The sequence below is a fragment of the Microbispora sp. CA-135349 genome (assembly GCF_050947365.1).
In the GTDB taxonomy this organism is placed as follows: Bacteria; Actinomycetota; Actinomycetes; order Streptosporangiales; family Streptosporangiaceae; genus Microbispora.
In genome coordinates, this window is record NZ_CP192001.1 from 202,413 (window position 1) to 216,438 (window position 14,026).

The 14,026-nt window shown below is 73.7% G+C and carries 13 protein-coding genes; 4 read left to right on the forward strand and 9 right to left on the reverse strand.

From position 1 onward, the window contains the following. Positions 1 to 12: 12 nt before the first annotated feature. The 3 genes from ACQPZZ_RS00985 to ACQPZZ_RS00995 all read right to left on the reverse strand — a co-directional run bounded on the left by ACQPZZ_RS00985 (position 13) and on the right by ACQPZZ_RS00995 (position 1,880). Positions 13 to 747 (reverse strand): CPBP family intramembrane glutamic endopeptidase, encoded by a 735-nt coding sequence (locus ACQPZZ_RS00985; RefSeq protein WP_432928043.1) that lies wholly within the window; start codon positions 745 to 747, stop codon positions 13 to 15. A gap of 66 nt (positions 748 to 813) precedes the next feature. Then, on the reverse strand, positions 814 to 1,359 hold the full coding sequence (locus tag ACQPZZ_RS00990; protein WP_432928045.1) for a YceI family protein: 546 nt from the start codon (positions 1,357 to 1,359) through the stop codon (positions 814 to 816). Next, a complete protein-coding gene (locus tag ACQPZZ_RS00995) occupies positions 1,356 to 1,880 on the reverse strand; it encodes a nuclear transport factor 2 family protein (protein WP_432928047.1) in 525 nt (174 codons plus the stop codon). The genes ACQPZZ_RS00990 and ACQPZZ_RS00995 overlap by 4 nt, the downstream gene beginning before the upstream one ends. A gap of 132 nt (positions 1,881 to 2,012) precedes the next feature. Here ACQPZZ_RS00995 and ACQPZZ_RS01000 point away from each other — a divergent pair, with 132 nt between their 5' ends. Together ACQPZZ_RS01000 and ACQPZZ_RS01005 are read left to right on the forward strand one after the other, a co-directional pair. Beyond that, a complete protein-coding gene (locus ACQPZZ_RS01000) occupies positions 2,013 to 2,903 on the forward strand; it encodes a LysR family transcriptional regulator (RefSeq protein ID WP_432928049.1) in 891 nt (296 codons plus the stop codon). Positions 2,904 to 2,960: 57 nt separating this feature from the next. Beyond that, positions 2,961 to 3,122: a hypothetical protein gene (locus ACQPZZ_RS01005; RefSeq protein WP_432928051.1), complete on the forward strand. Its 162-nt coding sequence runs from the start codon at positions 2,961 to 2,963 to the stop codon at positions 3,120 to 3,122. A gap of 7 nt (positions 3,123 to 3,129) precedes the next feature. Here the strand turns inward: ACQPZZ_RS01005 and ACQPZZ_RS01010 are convergent, their stop codons facing one another. Genes ACQPZZ_RS01010 through ACQPZZ_RS01030 form a run of 5 tightly spaced genes read right to left on the reverse strand, consistent with a single transcriptional unit; the run spans position 3,130 to position 10,756 of the window. After that, on the reverse strand, positions 3,130 to 6,078 hold the full coding sequence (locus ACQPZZ_RS01010; RefSeq protein WP_432928053.1) for a BTAD domain-containing putative transcriptional regulator: 2,949 nt from the start codon (positions 6,076 to 6,078) through the stop codon (positions 3,130 to 3,132). 39 nt (positions 6,079 to 6,117) lie between these two features. Next, positions 6,118 to 8,322 carry an ABC transporter permease gene (locus ACQPZZ_RS01015; protein ID WP_432928055.1) on the reverse strand — a complete coding sequence of 735 codons (2,205 nt, stop codon included), beginning with the start codon at positions 8,320 to 8,322 and terminating at the stop codon, positions 6,118 to 6,120. Continuing rightward, positions 8,307 to 9,050, reverse strand: a complete 744-nt coding sequence (locus tag ACQPZZ_RS01020) for an ABC transporter ATP-binding protein (protein ID WP_432928057.1) — start codon at positions 9,048 to 9,050, stop codon at positions 8,307 to 8,309. The genes ACQPZZ_RS01015 and ACQPZZ_RS01020 overlap by 16 nt, the downstream gene beginning before the upstream one ends. A gap of 60 nt (positions 9,051 to 9,110) precedes the next feature. Further along, on the reverse strand, positions 9,111 to 10,175 hold the full coding sequence (locus tag ACQPZZ_RS01025) for an LCP family protein (RefSeq protein WP_432928059.1): 1,065 nt from the start codon (positions 10,173 to 10,175) through the stop codon (positions 9,111 to 9,113). A gap of 2 nt (positions 10,176 to 10,177) precedes the next feature. Further along, the gene (locus ACQPZZ_RS01030; protein WP_432928061.1) at positions 10,178 to 10,756 is read right to left on the reverse strand and encodes an RNA polymerase sigma factor; all 579 of its coding nucleotides are present in this window, start codon (positions 10,754 to 10,756) and stop codon (positions 10,178 to 10,180) included. A 145-nt stretch (positions 10,757 to 10,901) separates the two neighbouring features. Here ACQPZZ_RS01030 and ACQPZZ_RS01035 point away from each other — a divergent pair, with 145 nt between their 5' ends. Both ACQPZZ_RS01035 and ACQPZZ_RS01040 read left to right on the forward strand, forming a co-directional pair. Beyond that, positions 10,902 to 11,552: a PadR family transcriptional regulator gene (locus ACQPZZ_RS01035; protein WP_432928063.1), complete on the forward strand. Its 651-nt coding sequence runs from the start codon at positions 10,902 to 10,904 to the stop codon at positions 11,550 to 11,552. A gap of 168 nt (positions 11,553 to 11,720) precedes the next feature. Next, positions 11,721 to 12,386 (forward strand): class I SAM-dependent methyltransferase, encoded by a 666-nt coding sequence (locus tag ACQPZZ_RS01040; RefSeq protein ID WP_432928065.1) that lies wholly within the window; start codon positions 11,721 to 11,723, stop codon positions 12,384 to 12,386. A gap of 96 nt (positions 12,387 to 12,482) precedes the next feature. On the opposite strand, the gene ACQPZZ_RS01045 is transcribed toward ACQPZZ_RS01040, so the two are convergent. Next, the gene (locus ACQPZZ_RS01045) at positions 12,483 to 13,739 is read right to left on the reverse strand and encodes an MFS transporter (protein WP_432928067.1); all 1,257 of its coding nucleotides are present in this window, start codon (positions 13,737 to 13,739) and stop codon (positions 12,483 to 12,485) included. Positions 13,740 to 14,026: the final 287 nt, after the last annotated feature.

Consider the following 14,026-nt stretch of genomic DNA (forward strand, 5'->3'; position numbering starts at 1 on the left):
TAGGGGCGCTACCTAGGCCGCATGACCGACTGTCTTCCGGGTGGGTGCGGGCATGCACACGAGACCCCGGACGTCGATCAGGATGTGCGCCATGATCGGGAGCAGCAGGCTGCCGGTGGACAGGTACACGGTGGTGAGCCAGAAGCCGAGGAGTGCCACCACGACCAGGCCCTTCCAGCCCTGGTAGAGGTGACCCGCGACGAAGACCACCAGGGCGAGGGCCGCCGCCGCGGCGGTGCCGAGGCCCAGCACGCCGACGCCGAACGCGATGAGCAGGCCGCGGTAGACGATCTCCTCGCAGACTCCCGCGGTCACCGCCATGGCGAGGGCGTGCCACCGCTCGCCGGATGTGCGCGGCATCAGTTCCGCCACGGCCGCCTGGCCCGGCACGGCGCGTCCGGTGCGGGCGAGGTGGCGCAGCAGCACGGTGCCGATCACGAGGGCGCCGGACATACCGGCGATCATCGGGGCGACCCGGCCGAGGTTGTCCGGCTTGGCGAGGCCCACGTCCGCGAGATCGATCCCCGGCGACAGCACCAGGATCAGGGCCAGCACGGCCACCCAGATCCACTCCTCGGCGATCCACAGCCGGTACGCGCGCGTCAGCGCCCGGGGATCGTGGGCGCGGCGGCTCGCCAGCCGGTCGTACTGCCGCCTGCCCAGCCACGGGGAGACGAAGGCCAGATAGGCCGTCAGTGCGACCGTCAGGAACAGGCCGGGGGACGAGAAGCTCGCAGAGATGCTCATGGATTGCCGCCCTTGCTACGTCAGGTTACGAGCTAGACGATAGAGCGACCTAGTTAGGAATACAACCTATAGGGCGTCCTCTCCGGGCCGCCGGATCGCGGCGACGTCGAGCTCCAGCGCCACCTTCCCGCCGACCAGGCCCGCGGCGGCGGTCCAGCGCACGCCCCAGTCCTTGCGATTGATCGTGGCGCTGCCCCTGAAGCGGATCCGGACATCGCCCTGCGGGTCGTGCTCGGCGCCGATGCGCGCGAAAGCCACGGTGACCGGCTTGGTCACGCCGCGAATGGTCAGGTCGCCGGTGAGCTCGAAGGTGCTCTCGCCGACCTGCCGAGCGCCGGTCGAGACGAAGGTGATGGTCGGATGATCGTCCAGCTTGAGGAACCTGCGGCGCAGCGTGTCGTCGCGCCGCGCGTTGCGGGTCTGGATGCTGCCGACCTGGATCGTGAGCTCGACGCTCGAATCGGCCGGGTCGTCGCCGTCCAGGTGCGCGCTGCCCTCGAACTTCTCGAACTGTCCGCGGACTTCGGGGCCGATCGTGTGCCGGGCGACGAAGCCGATCCGGGTGCGGGCGGTGTCGAGGGTGTAGTCGCCGGTCAGAGCTGTGGTCGTCACTCTGGTCGCTCCTGGGGGAAAGGGGGAAGAGTCGATCGTCCGGCTCCGGGCCGGTCGTGAGCCGCGTCCGGGACTCGGGCGGCCGCGGGGGGCGGTGAGCCCGTGAGCGGGGTGGAGTCGAGATATCTGACCTCGTAGACGCGTTCGCTGAACTTCCAGCCGTAGGGGGTGCGCTGGTAGCGGTCGTGATACAGCGCGTAGTTCAGATGGGAGCCGCCGTCGCGCATCCGCCCGAACTCCTGGATGTACGCACGGCCGGTCGCGGTGTCGCCGTCGAGCCGGATGACGCCCGGGTGGACGTGCTGCACGAAGAACTCCCAGAGCCCCTGCCCCCACTCGATCCCCGCGCGGATCTCGTCCCTGCCGACGAACTGCCTGCCGATGTGCGGCCACCGCACCGCGGCCTCGGGCGTGAACAGCGATGTGGCGCGGTCGTAGTCGCGCATCGTCACCGCGTCGGTGAGCTCGGCGCGCAGCGCCTCGATCTCGAAGCGGTCGACGACGGCCTGCGTGTCGCTCATCGGTCTCCCTGCCTTGTCGATGTGCCGGCAGGCGTGCGCCGCCTGTCCGCTGCCGATGCGTCCAGCATCGAGGCAGGTCAGCAGCGGAACAATGTACGCTTCGTGGGGCGATCCATAACTTTGGAGTTATTGATGGAGCTACGCGACATCGAGATCTTCCTGACGCTGGCCGAGGAGTTGCACTTCGGCCGTACCGCGGAGCGCCTTCATGTGTCCCAGGCCCGCGTCAGCCAGGCCATCGGCAGGCAGGAACGGCGCCTCGGCGTGGCCCTGTTCGATCGCACCAGCCGGCGCGTGACCCTGACCCCTGTCGGCCGGCGCCTCCGCGAGGACCTTCAGCAGGCCCTCGACCTGCTCAAGGCGGGACTCGCCCGCGCCGAGGCGGCCGGCCTGGGCGCCGGCCGGACCCTGCGGCTGGGCGTCTTCGGCCATGCCGGACACGAACTGCGTCCCCTCGTCGACGCGTTCCGCGCCCGCTACCCCGGCGCCGACGTCCAGTTCGGCGAGATCTACGGCAGCGATCCGTTCACCGCCCTGCGCACCGGGGAGCACGACGTGAACGTGCTGTGGTTGCCCGTCGCCGAACCGGACCTCACGGTCGGCCCCACCGTGCTCACCGGAGGCCGCGTGCTGGCCGTGCCGGCGGACCATCCGCTCACCGAGCGCGGCACCGCCTCCCTGGAGGACCTCGCGGACAACCATGTCGTCGACCTCGGCCCCGACGCTCCCGAGTACTGGGTCACGTCCATGGTTCCCACGCGTACACCGCTCGGCCGCCGCATCCCACGCGGGCCCGCCGCACGGACCTTCCACGAGATCCTTTCCCTGGTCGCCGCCGGACACTGCGTCCACCCGCTGGGCGAGCTCGCCGCCCGTTACAACAGGCCGCCCGGCGTCGTCTTCCTGCCCATCCGTGACGCTCCCGCCCTCCAATGGGCCCTGACGTGGCGCTCCACCGCCGACAGCCCCTCCATACGCGCACTGGCCCAGACCGCCGCCGACCTCGGCCCCATCTCGATGTGACGGCGACGTCCTGTCAGGCCGGACAGCCGGAAACCGGCTCGGGCGTGATCGCCGGCTGTGCTGGCGATCGGCGCGAAGGAGGCCGCGGGCGACGAGGTCGCGCTGCGCCTGCGCGACGGACGCGCCCTGGACGCGATGCCCGCCGCGGAGGCGCTGGCCCGCATCAGCGGTCTCGTCGCAGCCCGAGCCGCCGGTCTTCGGGAACCGGCCGTGCCCTGACCGCGGCTCACCCGGTCGACGGGCGGGCGGTGGCGGCCGGGCCGGGGCTGACCACCGGGTCGGGGAGGGACTCCAGGGCGGCGGTGGCGGCCGTCCTGGTCTCGAGGTTCTGGGATCCGAGCGCGCGGCGCAGCCACGTCCTGGCCTCACCGGCGTCGCCCTCCGCCCGGGCGATCTCGCCCAGCGTGAGGTGGATCCTGGCGCGGGTCTCCTCGCCGGTGACCCAGCCGGCGGGACAGGCCGCGAGCGCGTCCCGGCACAACCGCCGGGCCAGCGGCAGATCGCCGCGCTCCCGCGCCGCCTCGGCGAGGCCGTGCCGGGCCATGGCGACCATGCCCGGCGCCCCCGCGCGTCCGGCGAGCCCGGCGGCGCGCTCGTAGTCGCCGGTGGCGTCGGCGAGCAGGCCGCGGGCACGGCGGGCGTCCCCCCGGCGGCACAGCAGGCGCGCCATGTCCTCGGTCGAGCCGAGGGCGCCGAACAGGCCCAGCGCCTCCTCCGCCATGGCCGCGCAGGCGGCGGTGTCGCCCCGGGCGTCGGCCAGCAGCGCCAGGTCGGAGAGGGTGGTGGCCATGCCCCAGCGCTCGCCGAGCGCCCGGAACCCGCCGAGAGCGAGGCCGAACTCGCGCTCGGCCTCGGCCTGGTCGGACTCCACCCACCACGACCGCAGTCCCAGGCCGTAGTGCAGCAGCGACCGCGTCCACGGATCCGTGGCGGCACGCAGGTCGGCCGGTCCGTCGGCGATGCCGGAGAAACTGCCCCACAGAAAGGTCAGGAACGGACGGACCGCCCGGCTCTCCGCCGGCGCCCGGCCCTCCATGAGGGCGCGGGCCCGCGCCACGTGCGCGGGCGGCGCGAGGCCGACCGCAGCAGCGATGAGCACGCACAGGACGTACTCCTCCTCAAGCCCGGCAGGGACCCGCTCCGCGTGGTCGTGCTCCGCGATGCCGCCGAGCACCTCCGCCGCCGCACGGCCGGCCTCGCCGCCCCGGCCGCCGAGCATCCAGTACGGCGCCAGCGCGGCCACGAGCCGTAGCCCCGCCGTCAGGTCGCCCGATTCTGCGGCCCAGCGCAGGGCCGCGTTCAGGTTCGCGTGCTCGGCGGTGAGCGCGGCCAGCCACTCGACCTGCTCGGCGCGGCGCGACCACGGCTCGGCGGCCTCGGCGAGGGCGAGGAAGTAGTCCAGGTGGGCGCGGCGGGCCTCCGGCGATCCGTCCCAGCAGAAGGCGCGGATGGTGGCGAGCATGCGATACCGCTCGCCGTCGAAGTCCACCAGCGACTTGTCCACCAGCGACGACAGCGCCTCGGCGGCCCCCGCGCCGCACACGCGCTCGGCCGCCGCCGTGGTCGCTCCGCCGGCGAACACGGCCAGCCGCCGCGCCGCCGCCTGCTCGGCGGGGTCGAGGAGGTTCCAGCTCCACTCCACGACGTCGCGCAGGGTGCGGTGGTGCCGCTGCGCCGTACGGCTGCCCTGGGACAGCAGCGCGAAGCGGTCGTCCAGGCGGGCCTCGATGTCCGCCAGCGGCAGCGTGCGCAGGCGTGCTGCGGCCAGCTCGACGGCCAGCGGCAGCCGGTCGAGCAGTTCGCAGATCCGCTCCAGCGCGGCCGGGTCGGCGGCGAACGACGACCGGGCGGCCGTGGCCCGCTCGGTGAACAGCCGGACCGCCGCGTCGAGCGGGAGCGGCTGGACGGGGACGACGGCCTCGCCGGTCACGGCGAGCACCTCGCGGCTCGTGGCCAGCACACGCAGCCCGGGGCAGCGGGCCAGCAGCCGCTGGGCGACCCGCGCCGTCTCGTCCACGACGTGCTCGCAGTTGTCCAGCACCAGCAGCACCGGACGGCCGGCGAGGACGGCGACCAGGCGCTCCAGCGGATCCGGCCCGGTGGCGGGGGCGCCCAGCCCGCCGTCGCGCAGACCGAGGGTGTCGAGAAGCGCAGGAAGGACGTCGGGGTGCGCGGCCAGCTCGGCGAAGTACGTCTCGCCCGGCTGTCTGCCGGCCACCTCCGTGGCGAGGCGGGTCTTGCCCACGCCGCCGGGTCCTGTGAGGGTGACGAGGCGGTGCCGGGCGATCAGCCCGGTGACCCGCTCCACCTCGTCGTCGCGGCCGACGATGCCGGTCAGCGGCACGGGCACTCCGGCTCCACCGGACGGCCGCGCGGGCCGTTCCCCGCCCGCCTCTGCCCGGAGTCCCGGATGTTCCCCGAGTCCTGAATGTTCCCCAAGCCCGGTCTGTCCCCGAAGCACGGCGAGATGCGCGGCGGCGAGCTCGGCGGAGGGATCGGCGCCCAGCTCGTCGGCGAGGACGCGCCGCATGTCCGCGTACGTCTCCAGCGCCTCGGTCTGCCGCCCGGAGGCGGCCAGGGCCCGCATGAGCTGGGCCCGCAGGCGCTCACGCACGGGATGGGCGGCGACCAGCTCCTCCAGCTCCGGCACCAGGCCGCGGTGCTCACCCACCGCGAGGTCGGCCTCGATCCGGTCCTCGGTCGCGGCGAGCCGCAGCTCGGACAGGCGCGCGATCCGCGCCGCGGCGAAGGGCGCGGGACCGACGTCGGCGAGGGCCGGCCCGCGCCACAGCCCGAGGGCCTCGCGCAGCAGCCCGGCGGCCCCCCGGTGGTCGCCCGCGGCGAGCATCCGCCGCCCTTCGGCGGCAAGGCGCTCGAAGCGGTGCGCGTCGACGTCGTCGGGGCCGGCCTCAAGGACATAGCCACCCGGACGGGACCGGATCAGGCCGTCGTCGCCCAGCATGCGGCGCAACCGGGCGATCTGCGACTGGACGGCGTTGCCGGCGCCGGTCGGCGGGGCGTCGCCGTACACCCCGTCGATGATGTGCTCGGCGGGGACGAGGCGTCCCGGGGCGAGCAGGAGCAGCGCCAGGACGGCGCGCACCCGGGCGCCGCCGACGGGGATCCGGTCTGGCCCGGCCCAGACCTCCGTCTCGCCCAAGATCCCGAACCGCATGTCCCGAATTATCGGGTCTTGAGCCCCCGGTTGTCGTGCTCATACCTCTGCCACGGCGTCGGCGGGGCGGCCGCGGGTCGTCGCCCAGGCCGGCGCCCAGGTCGCGGTTAGCACCAGCGCCGCCGCGGCCGCGACGATCACGAGGTAGATCGCCACCGGTCCCGAGGGGAACGGTGTGCCGGCGACGGCGACGGCGAACGGCACCAGGCTGACGACGGCGGCCACGGTGCCGAGCAGGACGCCGACGCCGGCGACGAGCAGGCTCTCCAGCCCGGTCATGCGCATCACCTGCGCCCGGGTCGCGCCGGTGAGCCGTTGCAGGGCGAACTCCCGGCGTCGTTGCGCGGTGGCCATCACCTGCGTGTTCACCAGAGAGATCGCGGTGTAGGCGAGGATCATCGCGATCAGCAGGTAGTTCACCCAGGCCTGCGTGCTCTGCCCGGCGTCGTGCGCGGCCGTCAGCGCGCCGCGGTCCCGCACGTCCACCCCGAGCCCGGCCAGGTCGGTGCCCGGCGCCGTGCTCACCAGGACGCTCTCGGGCACACCGGCCGTGGTGTGCGGCGCGAGCAGGGCGGCGGGCAGCACGAACAGTTCGGCGCCGGTCTCGACCCTGAGCAGCGCGACCACCCGCAGGCCGACGGCCGTACGGTCGCCGAGGCGCAGGGTGATCGTGTCGCCGAGGCCCACGCCGCGCCCGATGTTGCGGGCGTGCTCGGTGGTGAGCGCCACAGTGTTTCCCCGCAGGTCGGCGAGCGAGCCCGCGGCGACGTCGAACGCCATCGTGCGTGCCACGCCCTCGGCGGTCACTCCCCACAGCGGCCAGCCGTCCTCGCGTTGCCAGTTGTCGTGCGGCCGTTCCACGAAGCCGGTGCTGGTGACGTACTCGGAGGCGCCCTCGACGCCCGGCACGGCGCGCACGCGGTCGAGCAGGCCGGGGGAGACGGGGGACAGCGCCGCGTCGGCGCGCAGCGTGCGGGCGTAGGCGGCGGAGGCGGCGCCGGCCTGTGTGGTCTGCATGTAGAGGTTCGCCGTGGCCATCCCGCTGGCCAGCGTGATCGGAGTGATCACCGCGGCCAGCGTGACCGCGCGGGCGCGGCAGTTGAGGATGGCGAGATGACCCGCCGGACCGCGGAACGGCCAGGGCAGCGCGTTCGTGATCCACCTGACGAGCGCCGGGCCGAGCAGCGCCAGGCCGACGGCCCACAGCAGCACCGCGGGCCCGGCCGTGCTGCTGACCAGAGAGACCGGCATGAACAGCACGCTCACCAGGGCCAGCGCGACGCCGCCCGCGAAGCAGAACGCCGCGAGCGCCCGCCGCAGCGGCCCGACGCGTCCGGCGGGCAGGGCCGTCTCCGCGAGCGCCTCGGTGGGCCGGGCGAGCACGGTGCCGCGCACGCCGGCCAGGACGGCGACGACCGCGGTCAGCACGGCCACCCCGGCGGCGACCAGCGGGGGGATCAGGCCCTGGCGGAACTCGACCACCGGCGGGACCACGCCCGCACCGGCCAGGCGGGCGAGCAGCCACCGGCCGAGGAACGGCGCGGCCAGGCACCCGAGCGCGGTGGCCGGCGCCGCGACCGCCAGCGCCTCGAGCAGCACCATGCGCCGCACCTGCGACGGGGTGGCCCCGACCGCCCGCAGCAACGCCATCTCGCGGCGGCGCTGCCGCACCGCCAGAGCCAGCGTGGTGGACACGACGAACAACGCCACCATGACGGCCATCGCCCCGAACACGGCCGCCAGGACGACCAGGTTCTCCCGGCTGAGCAGGGCCTCCGGGTGCTCGGCCAGCCCCCGCTCGTCCCCGGTCAGCGCGACCGTGCCCGGCACCGCCCGCTCGATGCGGTCCGCGACCGCTTCGCCGGAGTCCGGTGTCGTCCACACGGCGACGGCGCCGCTCTCGCGGTCCGCCTCGGCGCGCAGCACGCCGGGCACACGGGAGACCCGGGCGAGCGCGTCGCCGTCCAGGCGCACCCGCTCGGGCAGTACGGCCGACTCGACGTCCTCCTCCTCGTCGGCCGGGTCGGCCTTGGGCAGGTCGTACGTCTGGTCGCCGGTGACGACGACCGGCGCGGCGGCGAGCCGGTGAGGTGTGACGGCGAGCGTGATGCCGGTCTCCATCAGCCCGCCGCAGGCCGCGACGATCGCGGTTCCGACGAGCAGGGCCACGAACGTGGCGACGAAGGCGCTGCCGCGCCGCCGCAGGGTGCCGAGAGCGAGCGACCACATCAGGACCGCCCCCACGCGCCGAGACCGGTCATCCGCTTGGCCACGGCGTCGGCGGTGGGCCGGTCGAGCCGGTCGACGAGCGTGCCGTCGGCGAGGAACACGACGTGATCGGCGTGTGCGGCGGCCACCGGGTCGTGGGTGACCATCACGATCGTCTGCCCGCCGGTGTGCACGATCTCCCGCAGCAGGCCGAGCACCTCCAGCGCGGTCCGGGTGTCGAGGGCGCCGGTCGGCTCGTCGGCGAAGATCACCGCGGGCCGGGTCACCAGGGCCCTGGCGATCGCGACGCGCTGCTGCTGGCCGCCGGACAGCTCCGCGGGGCGGTGGCCGACCCGGCCGGTCAGGCCCACCCGCTCGATCACGGCGGCCACCTGCGCGTCGTCCACCGGGCGCCCGCCCAGCCGCAGCGGCAGTGTGACGTTCTGCAGCACGGTGAGGGCGGGCAGCAGGTTGAAGCCCTGGAAGACGAAGCCCAGGCGCTCGCGCCGCAGCCGGGTGAGCGCCTTCTCCCTCATGCCGGTGATCTCGCGGCCCTCCAGCGTGACCGATCCCGACGTGGGCTGGTCCAGCCCCGCGGCGCAGTGGAGCAGCGTCGTCTTCCCCGACCCCGAGGGGCCCATGACGGCCGTCATCGTGCCTTTCGGGAAGCCGATCGTGACACCGGCCAGCGCCTCGACGGCTCCGCCGCCCCCGCCGTACATCTTGCGGACGGCTTCCAGCCGGACCGCATCCGTGGTCTCCATGCCGCCAGCGTGGCCGGGGCCGCTGACAGCCCCAGCACCGCGGGAGCACGGCCGCGGGCCTCAGCCGTCAGCGAGTCGCGCGAACAGGCGGGAGGCCTCGGGCTGCTTCCACTCGATCCGGTTCGGATCCTCCTTGTGGGGCCGCCACGGCACGGTCACGTACGAGACCCGGGTGCCGGCCCGCTGCACGTCCTGGGCCAGGGTGAGCATGGTGTCCAGGTCCAGCCCCGCGTCCGTGGTGACGGACGCCGCGGCCACGCGGACGAGGCGGGTCAGGGCGGCGGGATCGCCGAGACGCGAGACCTTCTGCAGCATCGTCTGCATCAGTGCCACGTTCCGTTCGATGCGGGCGACGTCGGAGCCGTCGCCCAACGCGAACCGCAGCCGTGCGTAGGCCACCGCGGTCTCGCCGTCGAGCACCGAGCGGCCGGCCGGCAGCCTCAGCTTCGCCTTGGGGTCGTTCACCGCTTGGGGGAGGGTGACCTCGACGCCGCCGAGCGCGTCGACCAGCTTCTCCAATCCGTCGTAGCGGATGGCGATGGCGTGGTCCACACGCACGCCCGTGGTGGTCTCCACCGTCTTCCAGGCGCAGGTCAGGCCGCCGATCGCGTACGCCTGGTTGATCATGTCCCGATGTGCGGCGACGGTCTTGCCGTCGGCCGACCGGCACTGCGGGATCCGGACCATGGAGTCGCGCGGCAGGCTGACGGCCGTCGCCCGCTTCCGGTCGGCCGACAGCCGCAGGAGGATCATGAGGTCACTGCGATCGCCACGGTCGCGCCCGGCGTGCAGGGGCGGCTCGTCGGTGCCCAGGAGCAGCACGGTCAGCGCCTCGCCCTTCCCGGCCGGGCGGTCTTTGGTGGGCGGTGCCACGGTGTGTGCCCCGATGTGCGCGCCGGTCGTCCCGCGCAACAGCACGGTCGGGACCACGACCAGCGCGGCGGTGACCGCCGCGACCGCCGCCACAGTGATCCAGCCCGCCCGTCGGCCGCCGGCCCATCTCATCAGGCGCCGCCGCCCGCCCGCCGCCTCGTCCAGCAGGCGGCCCCGCTGACGGGCGAGACCGGCGGGCGGCTCGTGCTCAAGGGCCCGGCCGAGGTCGCGGAGCATCGTCAGGTCGTCCATGGCTACTCCTCGTCGCGCAGCGGATTGGTGTGGCCGAGCGCCTCGCGCACCTTGCGGCGGGCCCGGTTCAGGCGTGAGCGCACGGTGCCCACGGGGATGCCGAGGGCCTGTGCCGCCTCGTCGTACGACAGGTCGGCCCAGGCGATGAGCAGCAGGACGTCGCGATCGCCCTTGGACAGGCGCATGAGCGCCGAGGCGAGCAGTGGGCGGACCGTCGTCGCGCGCACGCCGTCCTCGACCCGTTCCGCGGGAGATTCCGCGACATCGTCGAGCGGGCTGCGGGTGAGCGCCCGATAGCGGGCGGCCTCGTCGCGGTGGTACCGCGAGACGAGCTTGCTGACGATGCCGAACAGCCAGGGACGGGCGTCGGGGCGGGTGAGGTCGTAGCGGTCCCGGCGCCGGAACGCGACCAGGAACGTCTCGCCCACCAGGTCTTCGGCGACCTCGGGCCCGAGCCGGCGGGACACGTAGCGGTAGAGCATCCCGGCATAGCGGTCGAACAGCGCCGCGAACGCCTCGGGCCGCACCCTGGACTCGGCGATCAAATCCGAGTCCTCGCGCGAGGCGGCAAGGGGGATCATCAAGGACACCATGGCATCGAGCCGGCCTAACCGTCGGGGATCTGACAGCCATGTCTCGCCACTCGTCCCTCTCCGAGTTCACGGATGGACGGGCTTTACTCGCCGACGTATACTCGCAGACGAATATCGGGATGAGGTGAGGACGATGGCCGGACGGCGGAAGGTGAACAACCTTCTGGGCCTCGCCGTGCTCGCGACCGTCGTCGAGCGGCCGATGCACCCGTACGAGATGGCCACACTGATCCGTGCCCGCGGCAAGGACCGCGACATGGACGTCAAGTGGGGCTCGCTCTACACGGTCGTGCGCAACCTGGAGAAACACGGGTTCCTGGCCGTGGAGGGGACCGTACGGGAGGGGGCGCACCCCGAACGCACGATCTACCGCATCACCGACGCCGGACGGGCGGAGCTGGCCGACTGGGTGCGCGACCTGATCGCGACGCCGGAACGGGAGCGGTCACGCTTCCAGGCCGGGCTGTCGGTGAGCGCCGTGCTCCCGCCGGACGAGCTGGCCGGCCTGCTGCGGCGGCGGCTGGCCCTGCTGGAGGAGGAGGTCGCCGCCCAGCGGGAGATGCTCGACGCGTCGCGCGGGGAGGCGGTGCCCCGGTTGTTCCTCGTCGAGGCGGAGTACGACCTCGCCGTCCGTGAGGCCGAGGCGTCCTGGGTCCGGTCCTTCATCGAGGAGCTGACCACGGGGTCGTTCCCCGACCTGTCTCTGTGGCGGGCGTGGCACGAGTCCGGGCAGATGCCGCCCGAGGTGGCCGAACTCGCCGAAAGGGGCCGCACGACGGACTGAACTCGTTGATACGGGCCCCGGCGAGGTGCGGGAACACCTGGCCGGAGCCCGTGACCCCCGAACCGAAACCCGCGGGCGGAATCCGGTCGGAAAGTGGCAACCGCAAGGATAGCCGGGCTCCCTCCACGGGCCGGTTCGGACACCCACGATCCGGAACCGGAGGAGACCATGGAGAAGATCACGCAGAATCAGGCGCCCGGCATGGAGGGCGCGATGGCCCGGTGGTACGCGCGGCAGCGCGCCTCGGCGCCCCAGATCGACGCCGTACGGCGGTATGCCGCGCAGGTCACCGCCGGTCTGCCGGCGGGGGCGGACGTCCTGGAGGTGGCCCCCGGGCCGGGCTACCTGGCCGTCGAGATGGCGCGGCTCGGCTGTGCGGTGACCGCGCTCGACCTCAGCCGCACGTTCGTGGAGATCACCGCGGACAACGCCCGGAGGGCGGGGGTGCGCGTCGACGTGCGCCACGGCGACGCCGCCGACCTCCCCTTCCCCGGCGGTTCTTTCGACCTGGTCGTCTGCCAGGCCGCGTTCAAGAACTTCGGGCGGCCCGTCCGCGCGCTCGACGAGATGCACCGGGTGCTGCGTCCCGGCGGTACGGCGGTGATCCACGACATGAGCCGGGAGGCGTCCAGGGCCGACATCGACGAGGAGGTCAGGGGCATGGGCCTCACGCCGCTGAACTCCTTCATGACCAAGGTGCCGCTGCTGGCGCTGCGCCGCCGCGCCTACTCGCGGGGCCTGTTCGCCCGCCTCGCCGCCGAGAGCGCGTTCGGCACCTGCGAGATCCGCACGGAGGGGATCAGCGTCGAGGTCCGGCTGACCAGGCCGGCCTGACGCCGGGGCCCTGCCCGGAGCCGGGACGCACGTGTTCCGGCTCCGGGCAGGGCCGCTCGGGCCCGCACGACCGGCGTCATCCCAGGGCGTGCGGTTTCAGGACGGGGCCGGCACGGGCGAGGGCTTCTCGTCGACCACCCGCAGCCGCCGTACGCCGGGGGCCAGCAGCGCGGCCAGCGTGACCAGCACGATGATCGTCCCGCAGGCGACCAGCGCCGGCCGCGGCCCGACCGCGACGGCCGCGGGCCCGGCCAGCAGCAGGCCGATCGGCCCGAACATCAGGGAACCCAGCGCGTCGTAGGAGCTCACCCGAGACAGCGACTCGGCCGGGATCTCGCGCTGCATCGTGGTCTGCCACAGCACGCCGAAGATGTCGAAGCACACCCCCATCACGAACGCGCCGCCGACGACCGTCCACAGCGGTGCGCTCATGCCCAGCAGCAGGTACGGCAGAGCCGTGGGCAGGGTGACGAGCGTGCCGACCAGGATCGGCCGCCGGGGCCGCAGGCGCAGCGTGACGACCACCCCGACGATCATGCCGACGGCCTCCCCCGCCAGGACGGCCGACCAGGCGGGCGCCCCGCCCAGCGACTCCTTGGCCACCAGCGGCCCGAGCACCCCGTGGGCGGCCTGCAGCGCCATGACCAGGATCGAGAACTGGGCGACGACCACCCACAGCCACTGCCGGGAGACGAACTCGCGCCAGCCGTCCCGCAGTTCGGCCAGCACCGAGTGCCCCCCGCCGGGCGCGCGCTCGGCCGGCGTGAGGCGCAGCAGTGCGATCAGAACGCCGGCGACGGCGAACATCGCCCCGCTGGCCGCCAGCGCCCAGCCGCCGCCCAGCAGCACCACGGCCGCGCCGCTCAGCACGAGACCGGCGACCCGGGAGATGTTCTGGCCGAGTCCCAGCAGCGCGTTGGCGGTCTGCAACCGCTCGGCGGGCACGACGTCGGGGATGATGCCGGTCAGCGCGGGGAACAGGATCGCGGTCGCGATGCCGCTGACGGCGCTGGCCGTCACGAGCGCGGGCAGCGGCGTCCAACCCGTCAGCATCATCGCGGCCAGGCAGAAGTACGCCACCGCGTTGATCGACTCCCCCGTCGTCATCACCCGGTGGCGTGGCAGCCGATCGGCGATCACGCCGCCGACGAGCATGAACAGCACCATCGGCAGCGCCTCGGCGGTGAGCACGGCCGACAGTGTGGTGCCGTCCGCGCCCGGGAGCCCCAGCACGCCGAAGGCGAGGGCCACCGGGGCGAAGGCGGTGCCGAGCACGGAGATCGTCCGGGCCGCCAGCAGCAGGGCGAACCGCCGATCCCTGAGCAGGCCGAGATCTCGGCGGAAGCCAGGCATGGGAGAACTCCGGAGGACGTGGAACACGAAGAAGGGGGGACAGTCCATCGTGCCGTCTCCGGTTCCTGCTCGTCACCCCATTTATCGCCGCGCGCGAAGCGGGCGCCGGGAGCCGGGCGTCCCCTCAGACGGATCGCGCGGAACGCGGAGGTCGGAACATCGCCGGGAGACCAATGGGCGTCCAGCACTATCCTGGGCAGTGGAGGGTAACCTCATCGGGAAGGCAAGAGCGATCCTCCCGAACGTCCGCTCTTGTGGATGCCTTGCGGAAGGTGGCCGGCGGATCA

Bases quoted from the DNA above. Each gene is read 5' to 3' on its own strand.
- ACQPZZ_RS01045 (WP_432928067.1), bottom strand. From the start codon at position 13,739: ATGCCTGGCTTCCGCCGAGATCTCGGCCTGCTCAGGGATCGGCGGTTC.
- ACQPZZ_RS01025 (WP_432928059.1), bottom strand. From the start codon at position 10,175: ATGGACGACCTGACGATGCTCCGCGACCTCGGCCGGGCCCTTGAGCAC.
- ACQPZZ_RS01020 (WP_432928057.1), bottom strand. From the start codon at position 9,050: ATGGAGACCACGGATGCGGTCCGGCTGGAAGCCGTCCGCAAGATGTAC.
- ACQPZZ_RS00985 (WP_432928043.1), bottom strand. From the start codon at position 747: ATGAGCATCTCTGCGAGCTTCTCGTCCCCCGGCCTGTTCCTGACGGTC.
- ACQPZZ_RS01000 (WP_432928049.1), top strand. From the start codon at position 2,013: ATGGAGCTACGCGACATCGAGATCTTCCTGACGCTGGCCGAGGAGTTG.
- ACQPZZ_RS01035 (WP_432928063.1), top strand. From the start codon at position 10,902: ATGGCCGGACGGCGGAAGGTGAACAACCTTCTGGGCCTCGCCGTGCTC.
- ACQPZZ_RS00995 (WP_432928047.1), bottom strand. From the start codon at position 1,880: ATGAGCGACACGCAGGCCGTCGTCGACCGCTTCGAGATCGAGGCGCTG.
- ACQPZZ_RS01010 (WP_432928053.1), bottom strand. From the start codon at position 6,078: ATGCGGTTCGGGATCTTGGGCGAGACGGAGGTCTGGGCCGGGCCAGAC.
- ACQPZZ_RS01040 (WP_432928065.1), top strand. From the start codon at position 11,721: ATGGAGAAGATCACGCAGAATCAGGCGCCCGGCATGGAGGGCGCGATG.
- ACQPZZ_RS01030 (WP_432928061.1), bottom strand. From the start codon at position 10,756: ATGATCCCCCTTGCCGCCTCGCGCGAGGACTCGGATTTGATCGCCGAG.